General features: G+C 38.2%; 14 protein-coding genes and 1 pseudogene. 9 read left to right on the top strand and 6 right to left on the bottom strand.

All coding sequences use genetic code 11. From position 1 onward, the window contains the following. On the top strand, positions 1-1,927 hold a 1,927-nt coding region (locus tag M2132_RS11150), incomplete at its 5' end, for a hypothetical protein (protein ID WP_280673542.1). 80 nt (positions 1,928-2,007) lie between these two features. On the opposite strand, the gene M2132_RS11145 is transcribed toward M2132_RS11150, so the two are convergent. Further along, a complete protein-coding gene (locus tag M2132_RS11145) occupies positions 2,008-3,300 on the bottom strand; it encodes a phage integrase SAM-like domain-containing protein (protein ID WP_280673544.1) in 1,293 nt (430 codons plus the stop codon). A gap of 656 nt (positions 3,301-3,956) precedes the next feature. Here M2132_RS11145 and M2132_RS11140 point away from each other — a divergent pair. The 5 genes from M2132_RS11140 (at position 3,957) to M2132_RS11120 (ending at position 9,715) form a co-directional block, all read left to right on the top strand. Then, positions 3,957-6,239 carry a TonB-dependent receptor gene (locus M2132_RS11140; RefSeq protein ID WP_280673546.1) on the top strand — a complete coding sequence of 761 codons (2,283 nt, stop codon included), beginning with the start codon at positions 3,957-3,959 and terminating at the stop codon, positions 6,237-6,239. Positions 6,240-6,365: 126 nt separating this feature from the next. Next, on the top strand, positions 6,366-7,022 hold the full coding sequence (locus M2132_RS11135) for an alpha/beta hydrolase (protein ID WP_280673548.1): 657 nt from the start codon (positions 6,366-6,368) through the stop codon (positions 7,020-7,022). 37 nt (positions 7,023-7,059) lie between these two features. Beyond that, positions 7,060-7,593 (top strand): GNAT family N-acetyltransferase, encoded by a 534-nt coding sequence (locus M2132_RS11130; protein ID WP_280673550.1) that lies wholly within the window; start codon positions 7,060-7,062, stop codon positions 7,591-7,593. Positions 7,594-7,603: 10 nt separating this feature from the next. Continuing rightward, a complete protein-coding gene (locus tag M2132_RS11125) occupies positions 7,604-8,845 on the top strand; it encodes a T9SS type A sorting domain-containing protein (protein ID WP_280673552.1) in 1,242 nt (413 codons plus the stop codon). 111 nt (positions 8,846-8,956) lie between these two features. Then, entirely contained in the window at positions 8,957-9,715 is a 759-nt protein-coding gene (locus M2132_RS11120; protein WP_280673554.1) for a lipopolysaccharide kinase InaA family protein, read from the top strand. A gap of 4 nt (positions 9,716-9,719) precedes the next feature. Here M2132_RS11120 and M2132_RS11115 read toward each other — a convergent pair whose 3' ends face one another. Then, positions 9,720-10,571 (bottom strand): glycosyltransferase, encoded by an 852-nt coding sequence (locus tag M2132_RS11115; RefSeq protein WP_280673556.1) that lies wholly within the window; start codon positions 10,569-10,571, stop codon positions 9,720-9,722. 12 nt (positions 10,572-10,583) lie between these two features. After that, positions 10,584-11,411, bottom strand: a complete 828-nt coding sequence (locus M2132_RS11110) for a glycosyltransferase family 2 protein (RefSeq protein ID WP_280673558.1) — start codon at positions 11,409-11,411, stop codon at positions 10,584-10,586. Between the two features lie 420 nt (positions 11,412-11,831). Here M2132_RS11110 and M2132_RS11105 point away from each other — a divergent pair. After that, positions 11,832-12,969 (top strand): annotated as a pseudogene (locus M2132_RS11105) (site-specific integrase). A 203-nt stretch (positions 12,970-13,172) separates the two neighbouring features. On the opposite strand, the gene M2132_RS11100 reads toward M2132_RS11105, so the two are convergent. Continuing rightward, positions 13,173-13,349 (bottom strand): histone H1, encoded by a 177-nt coding sequence (locus M2132_RS11100; RefSeq protein ID WP_280673560.1) that lies wholly within the window; start codon positions 13,347-13,349, stop codon positions 13,173-13,175. Between the two features lie 93 nt (positions 13,350-13,442). Between M2132_RS11100 and M2132_RS11095 the strand changes: the two genes are divergently transcribed. Beyond that, on the top strand, positions 13,443-13,937 hold the full coding sequence (locus tag M2132_RS11095; protein ID WP_280673562.1) for a 3'-5' exonuclease: 495 nt from the start codon (positions 13,443-13,445) through the stop codon (positions 13,935-13,937). Positions 13,938-13,948: 11 nt separating this feature from the next. Next, on the top strand, positions 13,949-14,548 hold the full coding sequence (locus tag M2132_RS11090) for a hypothetical protein (protein WP_280673564.1): 600 nt from the start codon (positions 13,949-13,951) through the stop codon (positions 14,546-14,548). On the opposite strand, the gene M2132_RS11085 is transcribed toward M2132_RS11090, so the two are convergent. Both M2132_RS11085 and M2132_RS11080 read right to left on the bottom strand, forming a co-directional pair. Beyond that, positions 14,545-15,234 carry a hypothetical protein gene (locus M2132_RS11085; RefSeq protein WP_280673566.1) on the bottom strand — a complete coding sequence of 230 codons (690 nt, stop codon included), beginning with the start codon at positions 15,232-15,234 and terminating at the stop codon, positions 14,545-14,547. The two genes, M2132_RS11090 and M2132_RS11085, sit on opposite strands and share 4 nt — an antisense overlap. Before the next feature lie 4 nt (positions 15,235-15,238). Then, positions 15,239-15,907 carry an SMI1/KNR4 family protein gene (locus M2132_RS11080; protein WP_280673567.1) on the bottom strand — a complete coding sequence of 223 codons (669 nt, stop codon included), beginning with the start codon at positions 15,905-15,907 and terminating at the stop codon, positions 15,239-15,241. Positions 15,908-16,105 lie beyond the last annotated feature (198 nt).

The following is a 16,105-nucleotide window of genomic DNA, read 5'->3' as shown; positions in this document are numbered from 1 at the left end:
GATTGAGCAAATATTCAACGCGCTTATTTCATTGATAATAAATAATTTAACTAAACAAATCAGCGAATTGTTTCAACTACTGATTCGCATTAATACAAAATTAATAGAAACAAAAACAGAATTTTTAAGTACAATACACCCATATTTTGGCCTAAAAGCAAATGTAATTGAACAAACAATTACGCAAGCATTTAAAACAGATTTATATAGTTTTATCGAAAGTAGAATAACAGAAATCAATGATATTGCTACCCCGCTATATTCAAGCATAGTTTTTAATGAAATTTTTAATGACAAGGTTTATGCTTTTCTTCAGAAGAAATCTTTTAACACAAAGATAAAAGAATACATAGCGATTTACGACAAGTTAGTTGATGAAAAAACAACATTCTTCAAAAAAGGAGACTTTGACCACTACAATGCAGAAACTATTTCAAAATCATTAAAAGATAATGGTTTTTTTAAGGCACATCATAAGGTGAAAATAAAAGATATTGAAATAGGAGATATTTTCGAGCTGGAAACCATAATAAAAGAAGAAAAAGAAAAAGTTCTAAATGACCCTGAATTAACTTCTAAATTTACTGAAATAGATAAAGCACTTAATGCAAATAATGAATGTCGTAATTTCAAAAATTACATTGCTGCTAACCAAGAGATATTAAAAGAATTCATTGATTTAGAAAATTTCAAGAAAAAACTCATTCTAAATTACATTGCCAACCATAAAGGCGAACTAGACGTTTTCGTTAAACTATATATTGCTACAAAAACGAGACGTAATGAAATTACAGTTGAGGCAAAAAAAGAACATTCAGAATGGGTTAGAGTACTTGATATTTTCAAAAATCGATTTACTGTGCCCTTTGAGATAAAAATCAATAATCAAGAAGATGTGATATTAAAAAACGAGCCGGCTTCACTAATTTTTACATATAACGATGGTGTAGGAACAAAAGATCTTGGTGGCGCAGAAATTCAAAGAAGTTTAAGTACAGGAGAACAAAGAGTTTTCTACCTTTTGAATATAATATTCCAAATAGAAACAAAAAAGAAACTCAATACTGAACAACTTGTAATAGTTGATGATATTGCAGATTCTTTTGACTATAAAAATAAGTACGCAATTATTGAATATTTAAAAGATATAGCCGAAGAATCTCTGTTCAAAATGATTATTTTAACTCATAATTTCGACTTTTACAAAACAGTTAAAAATAGGTTGGAAAGCGTGAATAATTGGGAGGGGAATTTGAAAGCAGTAAAAACTGAAACCGAAGTATTTTTTGTTGCTGGCGAAAAGAAAGATGTTTTCCCCTTACTTCGTAAAAATTATGATAGTTGTGAAAAATCATTTGTGTCTTGTATTCCGTTTGTTAGAAACTTGATTGAATATACCACAGGAACAAAAAGTACTGATTATTTGACATTAACCTCGTTATTGCACATGAAGCCAGAGAATGTTTCTTCTAATATAAAAGCGACAAAGGAACATTTAGTAGGAGATGTTTTAACCATCTTCAATAGAGTGTTTAATCAAACTAAAGCAGTTGCAGACCCGAACAAAAAAGTTTACGACTTGGTTATATCTATTGCAGATAATATAATTCATGAAAATGAAGCCGTTCTTGATTTGAAATCCAAGTTATGCTTATCAATGGCAATTAGGTATAAAGCAGAAAGTTATATTATTCAAAATGTATCAGATGTAAATTTCCATAACAATATACAAACAAAAGAGACCGGAAAAATAGTTGAACAATACAAGAAAGAATTTCCGAGTAACAAGCAACATATCGATGTGTTTGACCGAGTAAATTTGATGACGGCAGAGAATTTACACTTAAACTCATTTATGTATGAACCTTTAATGGATTTGTCTGAAGATCATTTAAGAACGTTATATAATGATGTGTCCGCATTGTAAAACACTACACACAACAAGCGGTCTGACACAAAGCGGGGTGTGAGTATTTGTGTTCCTCGCTAGAGCAAAACCGCTGGCCGTTACAAAACACTCACCACTTCATCGACCACCCTATTCCCGAAGCTATCCAAATATACTTCGGTCGTTTTTACATCTCCATGCCCGAGAACTTGTGATATTTTATCAGTAGCAACATCTTTATCCCTTAAACGCATGGCTACTGAATGGCGACTTACATAGGTGGTTAAATTGAGCTCAATGCCTAATTCTTTACCCAGTTCTTTTAGCGCATCATTATATCTTCCTCGCCTGTTTTTGATATGCTCATATAGTTTTGAATGGCTATAATCCTTCGTGATACAGGGGGTAAGGTAATTTGCGGTTAAAAGTGTATTGTACCTGAACCAACTGATAAGAGCTTCCAATTCGGGCGTTATTTTTACATACAACGGCTTGGTCGAGTTGTTATGTCGCAGTTTATAGCGCTTGTAGACAAGGTATTTATCATTGTCTATCGCTAAGATGTTTTGGGTGGATAATAACGCCATATCAATGTAGCTTACCCCATGACAATAGTAAGAGAATAGGAATAGCTTTCGAGCAATCTCTAACCGGATATTATCGCATGAAGATTCTTTTATTTTTTCAAGGTAATTATTCGACAAATAACGTTTTGCTGTAATTTCAGTAAGCTTGTTTACTTCAAACTTGCTTTTCCCATACGGATAGAAACGTTCGTCTGCATCGCCCTCGCTAATAGCTTTATTATATGCAGCTCGCAATGCTTTATGATAATACTTTCGGGTATTACCACAACAACCGTTTCGTTGTATGGTTCTTCCTCCCTTTTTATATTCAGATGTTCTTGGTTTTTGCAAGAATACATCGAAAGCTCTTACATATTTGAGTCCTATCTCGCTAAAAATACGTTTATCAAATTCAGGGTCGAATAATCGGAGCATATCCAACGTTCGCTGATAGCATTCCGCATTTCCATCATGTCCGGTTGCCATAAGGTCTGAGATCAACTTAGTGAAGAACTCGCTTACATTGGATTGATAAGTTTTATGTAGGAATGTATCTTCAAACTGGGTAAGTGTCCAGTCTATTTTTTGACGGTCAAACTCTTCAACAATATCATGCGCCTGAACTTCTTTTCGATTCAGATATTCGTTGTTTTGTGTTCGGTCGGGATGCAGGTCTTTGCCTCGTCCGGTTTTATATCTTTGCAAATCTTCATCCCATTGATGGGGATGTGCATAAAGATTCAATGCAATCACTTTTCGTTCGTTGTTTTTGCGAACTACTAGTTTTATGGGACATCCTTTTTGCGATGAATTTCCTGCGTAAAGACTAAATTTGAAACTTGCCATTTCTTATACTTTGTATCGTTTTTGCGTGACGGATTCGTGACGGAATTGATACAAAGGTATAAAAATGAAGTCCAATCTTGCAATAGCAAAATTTTCGTATTCAACAGAATATCAAATAAATGCAAATAAAATCAAAGACTTTTTTTGATTCTGGGGGGCGTGTGGTCGCACGTTCGAATCGTGTCATCCCGACTAATGATTAAAGCCTTGATTATAAGCAAATATGCAAGTAATTAAGGTTTTTTTGTATTAAAACATACAAAAGATTAACTTTTTTATACACCTATTTGCACGTTATTTGAGTATTGTTTGGCTTTCGGCTCAATAGAGATATCTTTTTGTCGATTGAAAATGTGTATTTGTCGATTATTGTTGCCACAATGTTTTTTGTTATATATCTTAGCGGTTATAAAGTTAAACTACTTTTCTTTCATGTCGACCGGCGATTTCTGCCGGAATGAATATGATATGAAAGTTGTGACTTTTGGTTAATTTGTGTTTGTGTTAAAAGCCTTTCGTTGTGATAACGAGGGCTTTTCTTTTGTACATGTGTGCATAAATAAATCACTACATATAGTGATTGACGTTGTTCTTGTTTTAATATTCCTTTGCATTCAAGATTAGAAAAACTAACAATCAATAATTTTCTCTATTTTATGAAAAAAATACTCTTGTGTATATCTGCTATTTTGTTTTTGAATGCAGCTCTGGCCAACACAAAAGATGCAAGCGAACAAAAAAATGATACGCTGTACACCGAGCTGAAAAGCGATGTTATCATTCTCTCGTCGACCAAAGAAACAAATAGCCTGAAGTCGTTGCCGGCGGCAGTTTCTTTTTTGTCGCAAAAAAACCTTGATATGATACAAGCCTCATCGCTGAAGGAAATAAGTGCTTATGTGCCCAATTTCTTTGTTTCCGACTATGGTTCCAAAATGTCGGCTCCGCTATATATCCGTGGAGTGGGGGCACGCACCGGAACGCAAACCGTGAGTATGTATATAGACAACGTGCCTTACTTCAACCCCAGTACATTCGATACCGAGCTTTACGACATACAGCGTGTTGAAGTTTTAAGAGGTACACAAAGTACGCTTTACGGGCGTAACTCGATGGGTGGAATTATGAATGTTTACACATATTCTCCTCTTACGTACGAGGGAAAAACGGCAACCGTCAGTGCCGGAAATCATGGACTGTTTTCGGCAAATCTGTCGCACTACAAGAGGGTTTCAAATACATTCGGCTTTTCGGCTTCTGTTTATTATAAAAGAACCGATGGTTTTTTCAAAAACGCATACAACGGACGCAGAGCCGATGATGGTGACAACGCAGGCGGACGTGTGAAACTGGTTTGGAACTGGACGCCCAGCCTCGAAGCCATCTTTACTTCAAGCTTCGATTATACCAATCAGAATGCCTACCCATACATGAATATAAACAACAATAAAGTTGATATAAACGGAGACAACTCTTACATCCGGCGTGTATATACCAATGGCTTGGCTCTGAAATATACTGCCGATAAATACATCATCAATTCAACAACAGCGTATCAGTATCTGAACGACAATATGCACATGGACCAAGACTACTCGTCGGCTTCCATATTCGGATTGAATCAACGCCAATGGGAAAATTCACTGAGTCAGGAAGTGACAATAAAATCGAACACCAACTCTAATTACCAATGGTCGTTCGGTGCATTTGGGTTTTACGATCATCTGAAAATGAAATCGCCTGTTCATATGTACGAAGAAGGTATCGGCCTATTGGTACAACCTGCGCTCGACAGGCTGAATCAGAATCCGAACATTCCTGTAACAATCAATATCACAAGCCCCGAAATAGACTTCAACTGCGATTTTCGTACACAGACATCGGGTGCGGCGGCTTTTCATCAATCTACATTCAACAATTTATTTAATGTAAAAGGCTTGTCGTTTACGGCAGGGCTAAGGTTGGATTATGAAAAATCGCAATTGAAATACAATACCAATACGGGAGTGAATTTTGACTTAGGCTGGAAAAACGCTCCACGCCCAACGCTCAATTACAGAGCCGATACCGTTATGAACGGAAAGGCTGATGTAGATTATCTGGAATTGTTGCCTAAAGGCGTTATCAAATATGCGTTTAACGATGGTTCATATCTCTATGGATCGGTGTCGCGCGGATACAAGTCGGGCGGGCATAACGTTTCTCTGTTTGCCGATGTGCTGAAAGATGCTTTGCAGCCGGCCATGATGAATGCCGTGGGTATGGGTTCGGCTCCGGGCACTGACCCAAAAGATTTGATAACATTTAAACCCGAATATAGTTGGAACTATGAAATTGGCGGACAGGTTTATTTCTTAGACGATGCTCTTGCGCTGAATGCCGCCCTTTACTATATTGACATCAAGGATGTACAGATTACCCAGTTTGCCGAAAGTGGTGCGGGACGCGGCACAACCAATGCGGGAAAAGCATCGAGCAAAGGTTTTGAAGTTGGCGCAAAGGTTCGCCCGTGCAAAGGCTTTTATCTGTTTGCAAACTATGGGCTTGCCGATGCTAAGTTTAAGGACTATCGTGTTGACGACAACACCAATTATAAGGACAATCATATTCCCTTTGCTCCCCAGCAAACTTTTAGCGTGGGAACAAGCATCACTTACGACATGAAGAAAAACTCGATAATAGACAAAATCCAATTCGATGCCAGCTATTCGGGTGTGGGTAGAATCTATTGGACAGAAGAAAATAACCTTTACCAGCGTTCGTATGGTACGCTTAATGCCCGCTTAGGGTTTGTCAAAAAGGCTTTTACTGTGGAACTCTGGGGTAAGAATCTGCTGGATAAAGATTATCAGGCGTTTTATTTCGAATCGATGGGGAATTCGTTCGTTCAAAAAGGAAAACCAATACAGTTTGGAGCAACCCTGAAGTTAAAACTTTAAGGAAGCTTTCATAACAGAAATAAGTTTTTAGTTATCAAAAAAGCGATGCAACTTTGCCTGTGCGGGTTGTATCGCTTATTTTTTTATATTTACGCTTCAGAAAAGAAAAAGAACAATCTCTTTTGTATGAACGTTTATTTTATTCCGGGATTTTTGGCAACGGGTAGGGTGTTCGACCGCATACAGTTGCCCGATGGTTTTGAAAAAAAATATTTGGAATGGTACATTCCCCGTGGGGATGAAACATTAAATGAGTATGCCCGTAAGATGGCTCAAGGCATTGACTCGTCGCAGCCTTTCGTTCTGATAGGTTACTCTTTTGGGGGAATCGTGGCACAGGAAATAAACGCCTTCCTGAAACCTGAAAAAACTATAATCATGGCATCTGTTAAGAGTGAGGCAGAGATACCTCCCCTTTACCGCTTGGGTAGACGGATAAAATTTGCGGAGCGTTTCCCGATGGATTTTAAGGAAAAAGACGGAGTGCTTACACGGCTGTTCACTCAGTTGATATATCCTGCCGTTCCCGATCGGGGAAACCCTTTTATCGGCTATGCCGATAGTCCGGAGTACATAAAATGGAGCATAAACCAGATATTGAACTGGAGGCCAAACGGTGTTTGTCCTGACTTGTATCATATACATGGTGCTGACGATAAGCTTCTTCCGTACAAGTATGTGAAAGACGCTATCCCCATCGCTAAAGCTGACCACATGATGGTGTTCAAAAAATATAAGGCCATAAACGAAATCTTAGCCCGTATTCTGTTGCAAAATGAATAAATTAGCTTTATTTTAGGCATTCAATTATTATTAGAACATGGACAAGACACCAACAATAAAAATCAGGCAAGAAACCGAAAGAGACCATAAAGCCGTAGAACGGCTTGTTGAAGCCGCTTTCAGGGACGAGGTTTACAGTAGTCAGAACGAGCATATCCTTGTTGAAAAACTACGGCGGACGAGCGCTTTTGTTCCCGAACTGTCGCTTGTAGCCGTATCGGGACGTAAAATAGTGGGGCATATTCTTTTCACGAAGGTAAGTATAGGCTATCATACATCAACATTGGCACTGGCTCCCCTTTCGGTACATCCCGAATTTCAGAATCGGGGGATTGGCGGTAAGCTTATAGCCGAAGGCCATAAGATAGCTAAAGAATTAGGGTTCGATTCTGTTCTTGTAGTAGGACACGAAGATTATTATAAAAGGTTTGGCTATAAACAATTGTCCGATTTTGGAATACAAGTCCCGTTTACGGTTCCCGTAGAATATGCTATGGGTTACGACCTTATTCCCAACGTTTTTTTCAAAATATCGGGGATAGCTACTTATCCCAAAGAATTTTTTGAATAAACGAAATGGTATGAGGAAAGAAATCTTTACACTCATCTTTATCTGTATGGCAATCCATCTATCGGGACAGAATATGCTGTACCCCGACAGTATGGTGCTGAAATCGTTGGCGGGCAATAGCCTTAATAAGCAAATATCGGAATACGATGACAGAGGCAACGAACACATACGGACATATTATATACGCAACAAACACGATGATGATTGGTTGAAATATATGGAATTCACTTACCAGTGGGATAACCGAGGCAACCAGGTTTCGGAAATGGCATTCGTACAAGATACCGTGCTTAACGAGTGGGTGGGGATGCATAAGTATTTGTCCAGATTAGATAAGTACGGAAACGAAACAGAGAAAATCTATTGGTGGTGGAACAAGCAACTGAACGAATGGGTGGAATACTTCAAGCAAACAGCCGAATTTAATGACGATGGGCTTAAAATCGGAGACATTCTGTATATGAAGGAGAACGATCAATGGATTGAAAACCAATATAAAAGTTATCAATATGAGTATGACGAATCCGGGAATCTGAAAACAATGTTCCAGTTCAGGTTGTTGAACTCTAATAATGTAAAGAGTTATATGAACGCCCGCTATAAGTACGAATATGAGTATGACGAACAAGGGTATCTCATTTCGTCCGAATATTACGAGTGTTTAGATGAACATCAATGGATTCCGAAATACAGATATGAATATGAGTACGACTCAAAGGGAAATCAAATTTTGGAAATTTATAGTATAGGCGATCCTGAATATCACGATTGGATAAAATTTTACAAATACGGACATTCGTACAACGATGCGGGAAACCTGACGGCAATGTTTTATTATTCGTGGAACCGTGAGGAACACGATTGGGAGGGATTTTATAATTATAAATATTATTACGATCCTGACAACAATCCGGATTACATAGACCTCTATGTGTGGGATGATGGCGATTGGCGCTTTAACGAAAAAGCTTACTATTACTATTCCGGTGGGCAAATATTAGATAGCCAGTCGGTTACTGGCGAAGAACTTTCTATTCGCCTTTACCCGAATCCAACGACCGATATACTGAGAATTTCGGGTGCTGAAAATACCGATCTGACTATTTTTGACTCGCAAGGGCGTATCGTTTATACAAAAAAGAATCTTGGCGAACTCGAAACCGTACAGACTGCCAGTTGGGCGAGCGGCGTTTATTTCGCAACCTTTCAGCAAGGAGAAACACGCACCACACGTAAAATCATAAAAAAATAAACGTTTTTTATTTTTGAATATTATCTATACTTTTCAAAGAATATATGCCGTAGAAGAACTGATGAGTTTTTTGTACATTTGCATTGTCAACAAAACACCCCATAAACAAATATGCAGAAAGAAGTAGTCCACCCGCTATACAAAAAAATGGAATCGTTTATAAAACAGATACCATCATCGTTCAATACGTTGGGAGAGGTCGACTACAAGTCGCGAAACATTATCCGGGTGGTTGAGAACGAAGGGTTGAAATTAAATATTAAATCCTTTAAAATACCTCACTTTATCAATCGTTTGGTTTACAAAAATTTTCGTGAAACCAAAGCGAAACGTTCTTACCACTATGCCCTTAAATTGAAGGAATATGGTTTCCATACCCCTCAGCCTATTGCTTATATTGAAGAGAGCGATTGTTTTTTGCTTGGGCACAGTTATTATGTTTGCATACACGAAAACTTTGATGGCTCTATGCGTGAGTTTCGCTCAGGAAAAACGGCAGGTCGTGAAGAATTGCTGCGGCAGTTCGGGCGATTTGCAGGGCAGCTACATAACCGGGGAATACTCCATCTCGATTTTTCGGCAGGAAATGTACTCTATAAAAGAAACGACAGAGGATACGATTTTTATCTGGTTGACCTTAACCGGATGAAATTTGATACCGATATAAACATGGCCAAGGGTTGTTACAGTATGCGCAAATTGTTTGGCAATGATGAAATGCTTTCGCTTATTGCTGAAGAATATGCTAATACCCGTGGCTTTGATTCACAAGAATGCGTAGGCTGTTTGCTACAATATCACAACAAGTTTTGGACGAGTTACCAAAAAAGGCATCCACACAATTTTATTCCGGCATATACAGGTTTGTAAAATACTATTTCTTTTTTTGTTTTGCTTTGCGGCATATCTCATGCCCTAAAAAACGAATGGCATAAGGTGTAAGCCTGAAAACGAAGTTGAATGCAGCCTGATACCATTTTATGGTTAAGTCTAAACCGAAATCAAAAAATGATATGGTTCGTAAACGTGGTGCATATCTGTATTTAGGCGAGAGCATCAGGTTATTATTGACATTGCTGCTGTGTACCACTTCAAGCCAATAAAGAGGGCGTTTATCCTTTATATCGACACATGCTAACTCCTTTCGCACAGATGTATGTCCATAACTTATTATCGTGCGGAAATTTTCGTTATTTCGTTCCGTCATGGTCAGAAAATGGTTGTTTGGATAATACATCCGCAACGCGATGTTGAGCTTTACGAAATATTGGTATCCGTAGTTAAAACTATATACGGTAGGCTCGTCACCGAATCGGATTATTTTCTGCAAGCGGTCTATTGTGGAGATATGAAAAGCATCGTCGTTGTCGATACGGGTGGTGACAACGTATTCATCTTTTTCTGTAAGGTGTTTTTTTATAGTTTCATGCAGAAATGTTGCCATATCGGCAGCTTCGGCTTGGGTAAGAAATAACGGCTCAAACTGCTCAAAATCTTTTTTATAACCATTTATTTTTTGTTTATAAAAATCGGGAGTGTCTTTATCGAAGAGACAAAGCCAAATGAAGTTGCCGTTTGTTTGGTTTTTGATTGAAGGCAGGCAGTAGCGTTCAAACAGTTCAAAGCGGCTGTTGAGCCATTCGGTAGTTTGTTCAAAGGGTTTTGTTGCCCCTCTGTACAGTACCTTGACGTTAAACCGTGTTATGATGAAATGTTTAAACCGCATTTTTTTTCTTTGCTAACCTTTTAGCTGTTCTATTCCATTTGGAGTTTTTACTATCCTGTTTCGCTTCACATTTTTCCGGATAGCCATGTTGGCGGACAGTTGAGCCTTGGTTTTGTATGGGCGGTCGTGATCGAGATGCACGGCTATCAATGTATATCGTAGCTGAATGGGCTTCAAACCTGCATTTACTAAGCGTTCGCCAAACTCACGGTCTAATCCTCCATATCGCATTTCTGCATTGAACCCGTTTGCCAGAAGGGCATCGCTTCGCCAACATGACGAGTTACAACCATTCCACGACGCGTTTGCCGGAGTTATGGTATTCATAAACGAAGCATAAGCTTTGCTGTTCCACAGTTTGGTTTCTTTAAACGACCGTTTAAGCCCATGTTTGTGTAACCAATTTAAATCAAAAACTTGTCCTGAGGATATGTCTTGCTCTTCTATCAACTTACTTATGTCCATAGGGAGTTTAAAATACCCGCCCGAAAGGAAGTGTCCTTTTCTTGCATGTTGATGGTGACCTTCCACAAAATCTTTACGGGGAATACAATCGTGGTCGGTAAAGATAAGATATTCAGATTGGCTGGCAAGGATTGCTTTGTTCAGTATTTCGCATTTCTGGAATCCATTGTCGGGATGCCAGATGTGTTTGATGTTCAACCCAGACTCCCGGCTAAAACGTTCTATCATGTCGGCTGTTTCTTTGCCCGACCCATCGTCTGCAATTAGTATCTCAAAGTTATGGAAAGTCTGATTTTGGTATCCCCACAAGGTTTTTTTTAGCCATTCGGGGTTGTTGTATGTGGATATTATGACAGATATACTTTCGGGATGCATAAATTATCTATACGAGACTATAATTTTGAGCGCAAAGATAACAAGAATCTCGCAAAGATAAGCAAAATCAGGAAGAATAGAGTAAGTGTTTGGTAATTAGAATTATTCGGCGTTGTTTCGCTATATTCTTCTGGTAGGCTAAATGGAAGAATATAGAGCAGTTAAGCGAAAGATTTGCTACCTAAGTACTGCCTTTTTGGTTAGTCGGATTAGGAAGCAAAAACAACCTGAACAAAGATAATTACCTCAAAGAACGCTTGTTTTTCAAAAAATGCTTTTCAAAAGTAACCCTTTTTTCGCACTAACGGTGAAAATATGGGTTTTGAATACAAAATTGGAGTTTACTTCCTGTTGGCTCCATATTTTATATCACTGAAAATAACTCTGTTACAAGTAATTTTTTACTTAAATAACAGAGTCATGAAACAAGAAGTAAAGGTGTCTTTCTACCTGAAAAGAAATGAAACGAAAAAGGACGGAAAAAGCCCTGTAATGGCAAGGCTTTCAATCGGAAAATTCTCCGAAACCATCTTTAGTGCAAAAATGACCGTTCCGGCAGACCTATGGGCATCCGGTCGAGCCACAGGTAAAAGCCATACGGCAAACGAGATTAACCGGCAGTTAGACGAAATCAGGGCATCTGCCCTGTCATATTACCGAGAATTGTCGGCAGTAAGAGAGAATGTAACAGCCGAAGATGTAAAGAACCTTTTGCTGGGTATGGCATCCGGACAGGAAACTCTACTATCCTATTTCCGTGCCCATAATGAAAATTTCGATAAACGCATCGGCGTAAACCGCAAAGAAGGGTCTGCCAAATCCTATTGGTATGCTTTGGGACACCTTACAAAGTTCCTGAAAGCAAAGTACAAACTTTCGGATATTCCTTTTGCTGCATTGGATAGGTCGTTTATTGATAAATACGACCTGTATTTAAAGATTGATTGCCGACTTTCACCAGGCACGATAGTATTGCTTACTACCCGATTGGGTACTATTATCGGGGATGCTATAACCGAAGGAATCATAACCAAAAATCCTTTTGCCGGTTATGAATCCGAATACCCCGAACGGCAGCAAAAATATCTTACCCGCAAGGAATTGAACAAGTTGATGCGGGCACAGTTTACTAAGCCGAAGCATTACCTTATCCGTGATTTATTCCTCATTTTCATGTTATACCGGAATCCCGTATTGCGATATGTGCAAATTATCGGACGAGGATATTTTTGTTGCAGAAGATAATGTAATCTGGATAAAAACATTCCGTGATAAAACCGGAATAGACTACGAAATTCCCCTGCTCGAAATTCCTCTGCAAATTCTTGAACGCTATAAGGGAACGGCATCCGATGGGCGGCTATTACCGATGTATCCCAATGGGGAATTAAACAGGGAAATAAAAAATATCGCTCGTATTAGCGGCATAACCCGGCGGCTGACCTGGCATCAAAGACGCCATACCTATGCTACTGAAATCACACTCTCACAGGGAGTTCCTATCGAAACCGTAAGTCGGATGCTTGGTCATAGCCAGATAAAAACTACTTATAAATAATATATTCAACTAATTTACAGTAGATTGTGAATGCAGAAATGAGAATGGGTAACGATTTAGAAACAACCGAGACTCTTTAGTCTGCTTTAATTTTCCATAGATTCAAATAACTCTTTTCACAAAAATATACAATATTTCTCACATCCAAAATAACACAACAAAAAGGTTACCCCTTTTGGAATAACCTTTTTCGTGTAAAATAATTATTTCTTCGAATCTTCAATAGATACTTTTCTAAATTCTTTCAAAGTTTTCTCGATAGCCAAAGATGTTTTACGGGCACGAGTTCCTGCCGCTTTGTTACCGTTTTCTACTTGCGATGCTGCATCTTTTGCGAAATCAGCAAATAATTGATTTAAGTTCTCTACTAATGCTTTCATTTGTTTTCTATTTTAAAGTTTGAATCACAAAGATAAATTTGATTTTCGTTTTTGCGTTATTCTCCCTATTTTTATTCCAAATTTAGAACGAAAATGTTTCGCGACTTTGCAGCCATAGATTTTGAAACAGCCAACGAACAGCCATCCAGCGTTTGCAGCGTGGGCATTGTCGTGGTGCGCGATGGCAGCATAACGGATAAGTTTTACAGCCTGATACAGCCCGAACCGAACTATTATACTTATGCCAATAGCCGCATACATGGGCTGACAGACAAAGATACAGATAATGAGGAAGTATTCCCGAAAGTGTGGCAACAAATAGAACCTCTGATTGAGGGCTTGCCTTTGGTCGCTCACAACAAAGGTTTTGATGAAGCATGCCTGAAAGCTGCTTTTAAAACTTATCAAATGGACTATCCCGATTATGTTTTCTATTGTACATTAGCTGAATCAAGGCGACAGCTAAAATATTTACCCAATCACCAGCTACATACCGTTTCTGCCGATTGTGGTTTTATATTGGAAAACCACCACAACGCTTTGGCTGATGCCGAGGCCTGCGCAGAGATTGCTTTACAATTACTATAATCATTGTTATCATGGATGAAATACCAAGAATAATTTTTCACTTCGAAAAAAAAGCAAGTAGTACTACAATCCCTGCAAGGCTGTTAAAGAAGCTATCCGGACGCATCGGGATGGACGAAATTCATGAGATTACCTATTTGATACAAAATAGCAATAAGGGCAGGCAACAACTGTATAACATGATTTTTGATGAGGATGACACTGTCGTGACCAACGCTTTGTGGATAATGACACATTTTTCGTTATCTGAAAATGAGTGGCTATACTCAAAACAGAATGAAATGATAGACAAGTTATTGGCTGCCAGACATCCTTCCCATTTACGCTTGTTTCTCCATCTGCTTTACAGGCAGCCGTTAGCAGATCCTCCCCGCGTAGACTTTCTTGATTATTGCCTGGAAGAAATGGTTGCAATGAAAGAAGCTCCCGGCACAACTACCCTTTGTATGAAACTAGCCTATGAAATGTGCCGGATGATTCCCGAATTATTACAGGAATATCGTGTGGCATTGGATATGATAGAACCATCACAATTACCCCCTTCGTTAAAAACCACACGAAAGAATATACTGAAAGCTATGCTAAAAGGAAAAAGCCTGCAAATCTATTAATTGGAGTCCGTATTTTGATAGGTGCCGGGTGGTACAATAATTTCTTCTTTCTCGTTTTTCTCTACATTATAACAACTTAAGATTAGGTTTAAACCGTCCCATCTTACAAAATCAGCATCATCGTAAACATCATAACCGCCATCCAGACAATCGATAATATCATGCTGAAATTTTGGTTCAGCCATAGGGTTTTCAAAATCGACAATGAGTGTACTCCACGGCGCACCCCATATACAACCAGACACAGCCAACAAATTATTTAGAGGATTATAGTGTACGTCTGTCCAGATAAAATATTCCCGACCATCCAGCACACATTGCGGATAATACTGGAATTCTTTATTGTTTGCCAAATCAAAAACTGTATATCCATACAATTCCTGCCTGTAAACTAAATATTTATTGCCATTCCGGTGATAAATAAAAGTATGGAATTCCGCATCGTCATCAAAGCTATTCCATATGTGGATGGTTTCTCCATTGCTATCCAACAATACATTATTATTACCATGCAGATTACAGCCATTCACTTTCCCTTTATATGTAGTTTTGAGTATTTTGTAATCCTCTGGAAGAGCGATGGTTTCATCTTCTACCTTGTTCTCTTCCGAAAACAAAGGTTGGAATTTCGCACATTCTTCCCTGTATTTATCTGAATATGCTGCGTTTCTAAGCGCTTCATTCATAGTTTTATACTTTTATCAAAGCTTGCTTCCATTCATTAATGACAGAAGATTCACTCATTAGTTTTTTACTATCAGAATCATAGAAAATTTCTAAAATCCAGCCTTCTGTCCCAACACAACCAATATTTGACCAGTTAGTTATGAACTCAATAAAACTATCAGCAAGGTGGCTTCCATGAAAATCGCTGCCATCATGGCTTAAAAATATAACCGGGCAGCCGTTTTCCGTACTTACCCTATCAAAAACGATCATGTCACCGTTACCGACTTCCAGAAATGGGACTTTATTATGCCATATTTTGTCATACTCATTATTCGGATCGGGGAAACATTTAGCAACCCAGTCCAGATAGTTTTTGTACATTCTGTCTAATTGTGAGAAATCCCATAAAATTCCATCACTACCTCCACAAAAGATAGCTTCGAATGACTCGATCTCGTCATCATCCATATGCCAGTTTAAATCAATACCGGAAGAATATTCACATAATATATGTTTAAAATCAGAAGGTAATTCTATATCCAAACTTTTTTCTAAAGTTTTTATTTCTTCTAATGCGATAGGGTCTTTGATAACTATTTTACTATAATCCCAGTTTCTAGTCTCTGCAATAGACATTATCCATGACCAGTCTGACTGCCATTTATTCCACAATGTTTTGTTTAGTTCCATGTTATATCTTCTGTTATTTATTAAGTAGATGTTCAAAATTAAACAGCCTTATGATTATAGTTAATTCTCAGATTCTTCCCTATATCTGCCAATGCTCTATTAGTAATGCGAATCAGTAGTTGAAACAATTCGCTGATTTGTTTAGTTAAATTATTTATTATCAATGAAATAAGCGCGTTGAACATTTGCTCAATCTCT

The organism is Dysgonomonas sp. PH5-45 (assembly GCF_029893235.1).
In the GTDB taxonomy this organism is placed as follows: Bacteria; Bacteroidota; Bacteroidia; order Bacteroidales; family Dysgonomonadaceae; genus UBA1309.
Note: the sequence above shows the minus strand (reverse complement) of the source record. Positions and strands in the feature narration are given on the sequence as shown.

Coding starts and splice junctions, on each gene's coding strand:
- M2132_RS11145 (WP_280673544.1), bottom strand. CDS start 3,300: ATGGCAAGTTTCAAATTTAGTCTTTACGCAGGAAATTCATCGCAAAAA.
- M2132_RS11085 (WP_280673566.1), bottom strand. CDS start 15,234: ATGAATGAAGCGCTTAGAAACGCAGCATATTCAGATAAATACAGGGAA.
- M2132_RS11090 (WP_280673564.1), top strand. CDS start 13,949: ATGGATGAAATACCAAGAATAATTTTTCACTTCGAAAAAAAAGCAAGT.
- M2132_RS11095 (WP_280673562.1), top strand. CDS start 13,443: ATGTTTCGCGACTTTGCAGCCATAGATTTTGAAACAGCCAACGAACAG.
- M2132_RS11140 (WP_280673546.1), top strand. CDS start 3,957: ATGAAAAAAATACTCTTGTGTATATCTGCTATTTTGTTTTTGAATGCA.
- M2132_RS11115 (WP_280673556.1), bottom strand. CDS start 10,571: ATGCGGTTTAAACATTTCATCATAACACGGTTTAACGTCAAGGTACTG.
- M2132_RS11110 (WP_280673558.1), bottom strand. CDS start 11,411: ATGCATCCCGAAAGTATATCTGTCATAATATCCACATACAACAACCCC.
- M2132_RS11135 (WP_280673548.1), top strand. CDS start 6,366: ATGAACGTTTATTTTATTCCGGGATTTTTGGCAACGGGTAGGGTGTTC.
- M2132_RS11130 (WP_280673550.1), top strand. CDS start 7,060: ATGGACAAGACACCAACAATAAAAATCAGGCAAGAAACCGAAAGAGAC.
- M2132_RS11100 (WP_280673560.1), bottom strand. CDS start 13,349: ATGAAAGCATTAGTAGAGAACTTAAATCAATTATTTGCTGATTTCGCA.
- M2132_RS11125 (WP_280673552.1), top strand. CDS start 7,604: ATGAGGAAAGAAATCTTTACACTCATCTTTATCTGTATGGCAATCCAT.
- M2132_RS11080 (WP_280673567.1), bottom strand. CDS start 15,907: ATGGAACTAAACAAAACATTGTGGAATAAATGGCAGTCAGACTGGTCA.
- M2132_RS11120 (WP_280673554.1), top strand. CDS start 8,957: ATGCAGAAAGAAGTAGTCCACCCGCTATACAAAAAAATGGAATCGTTT.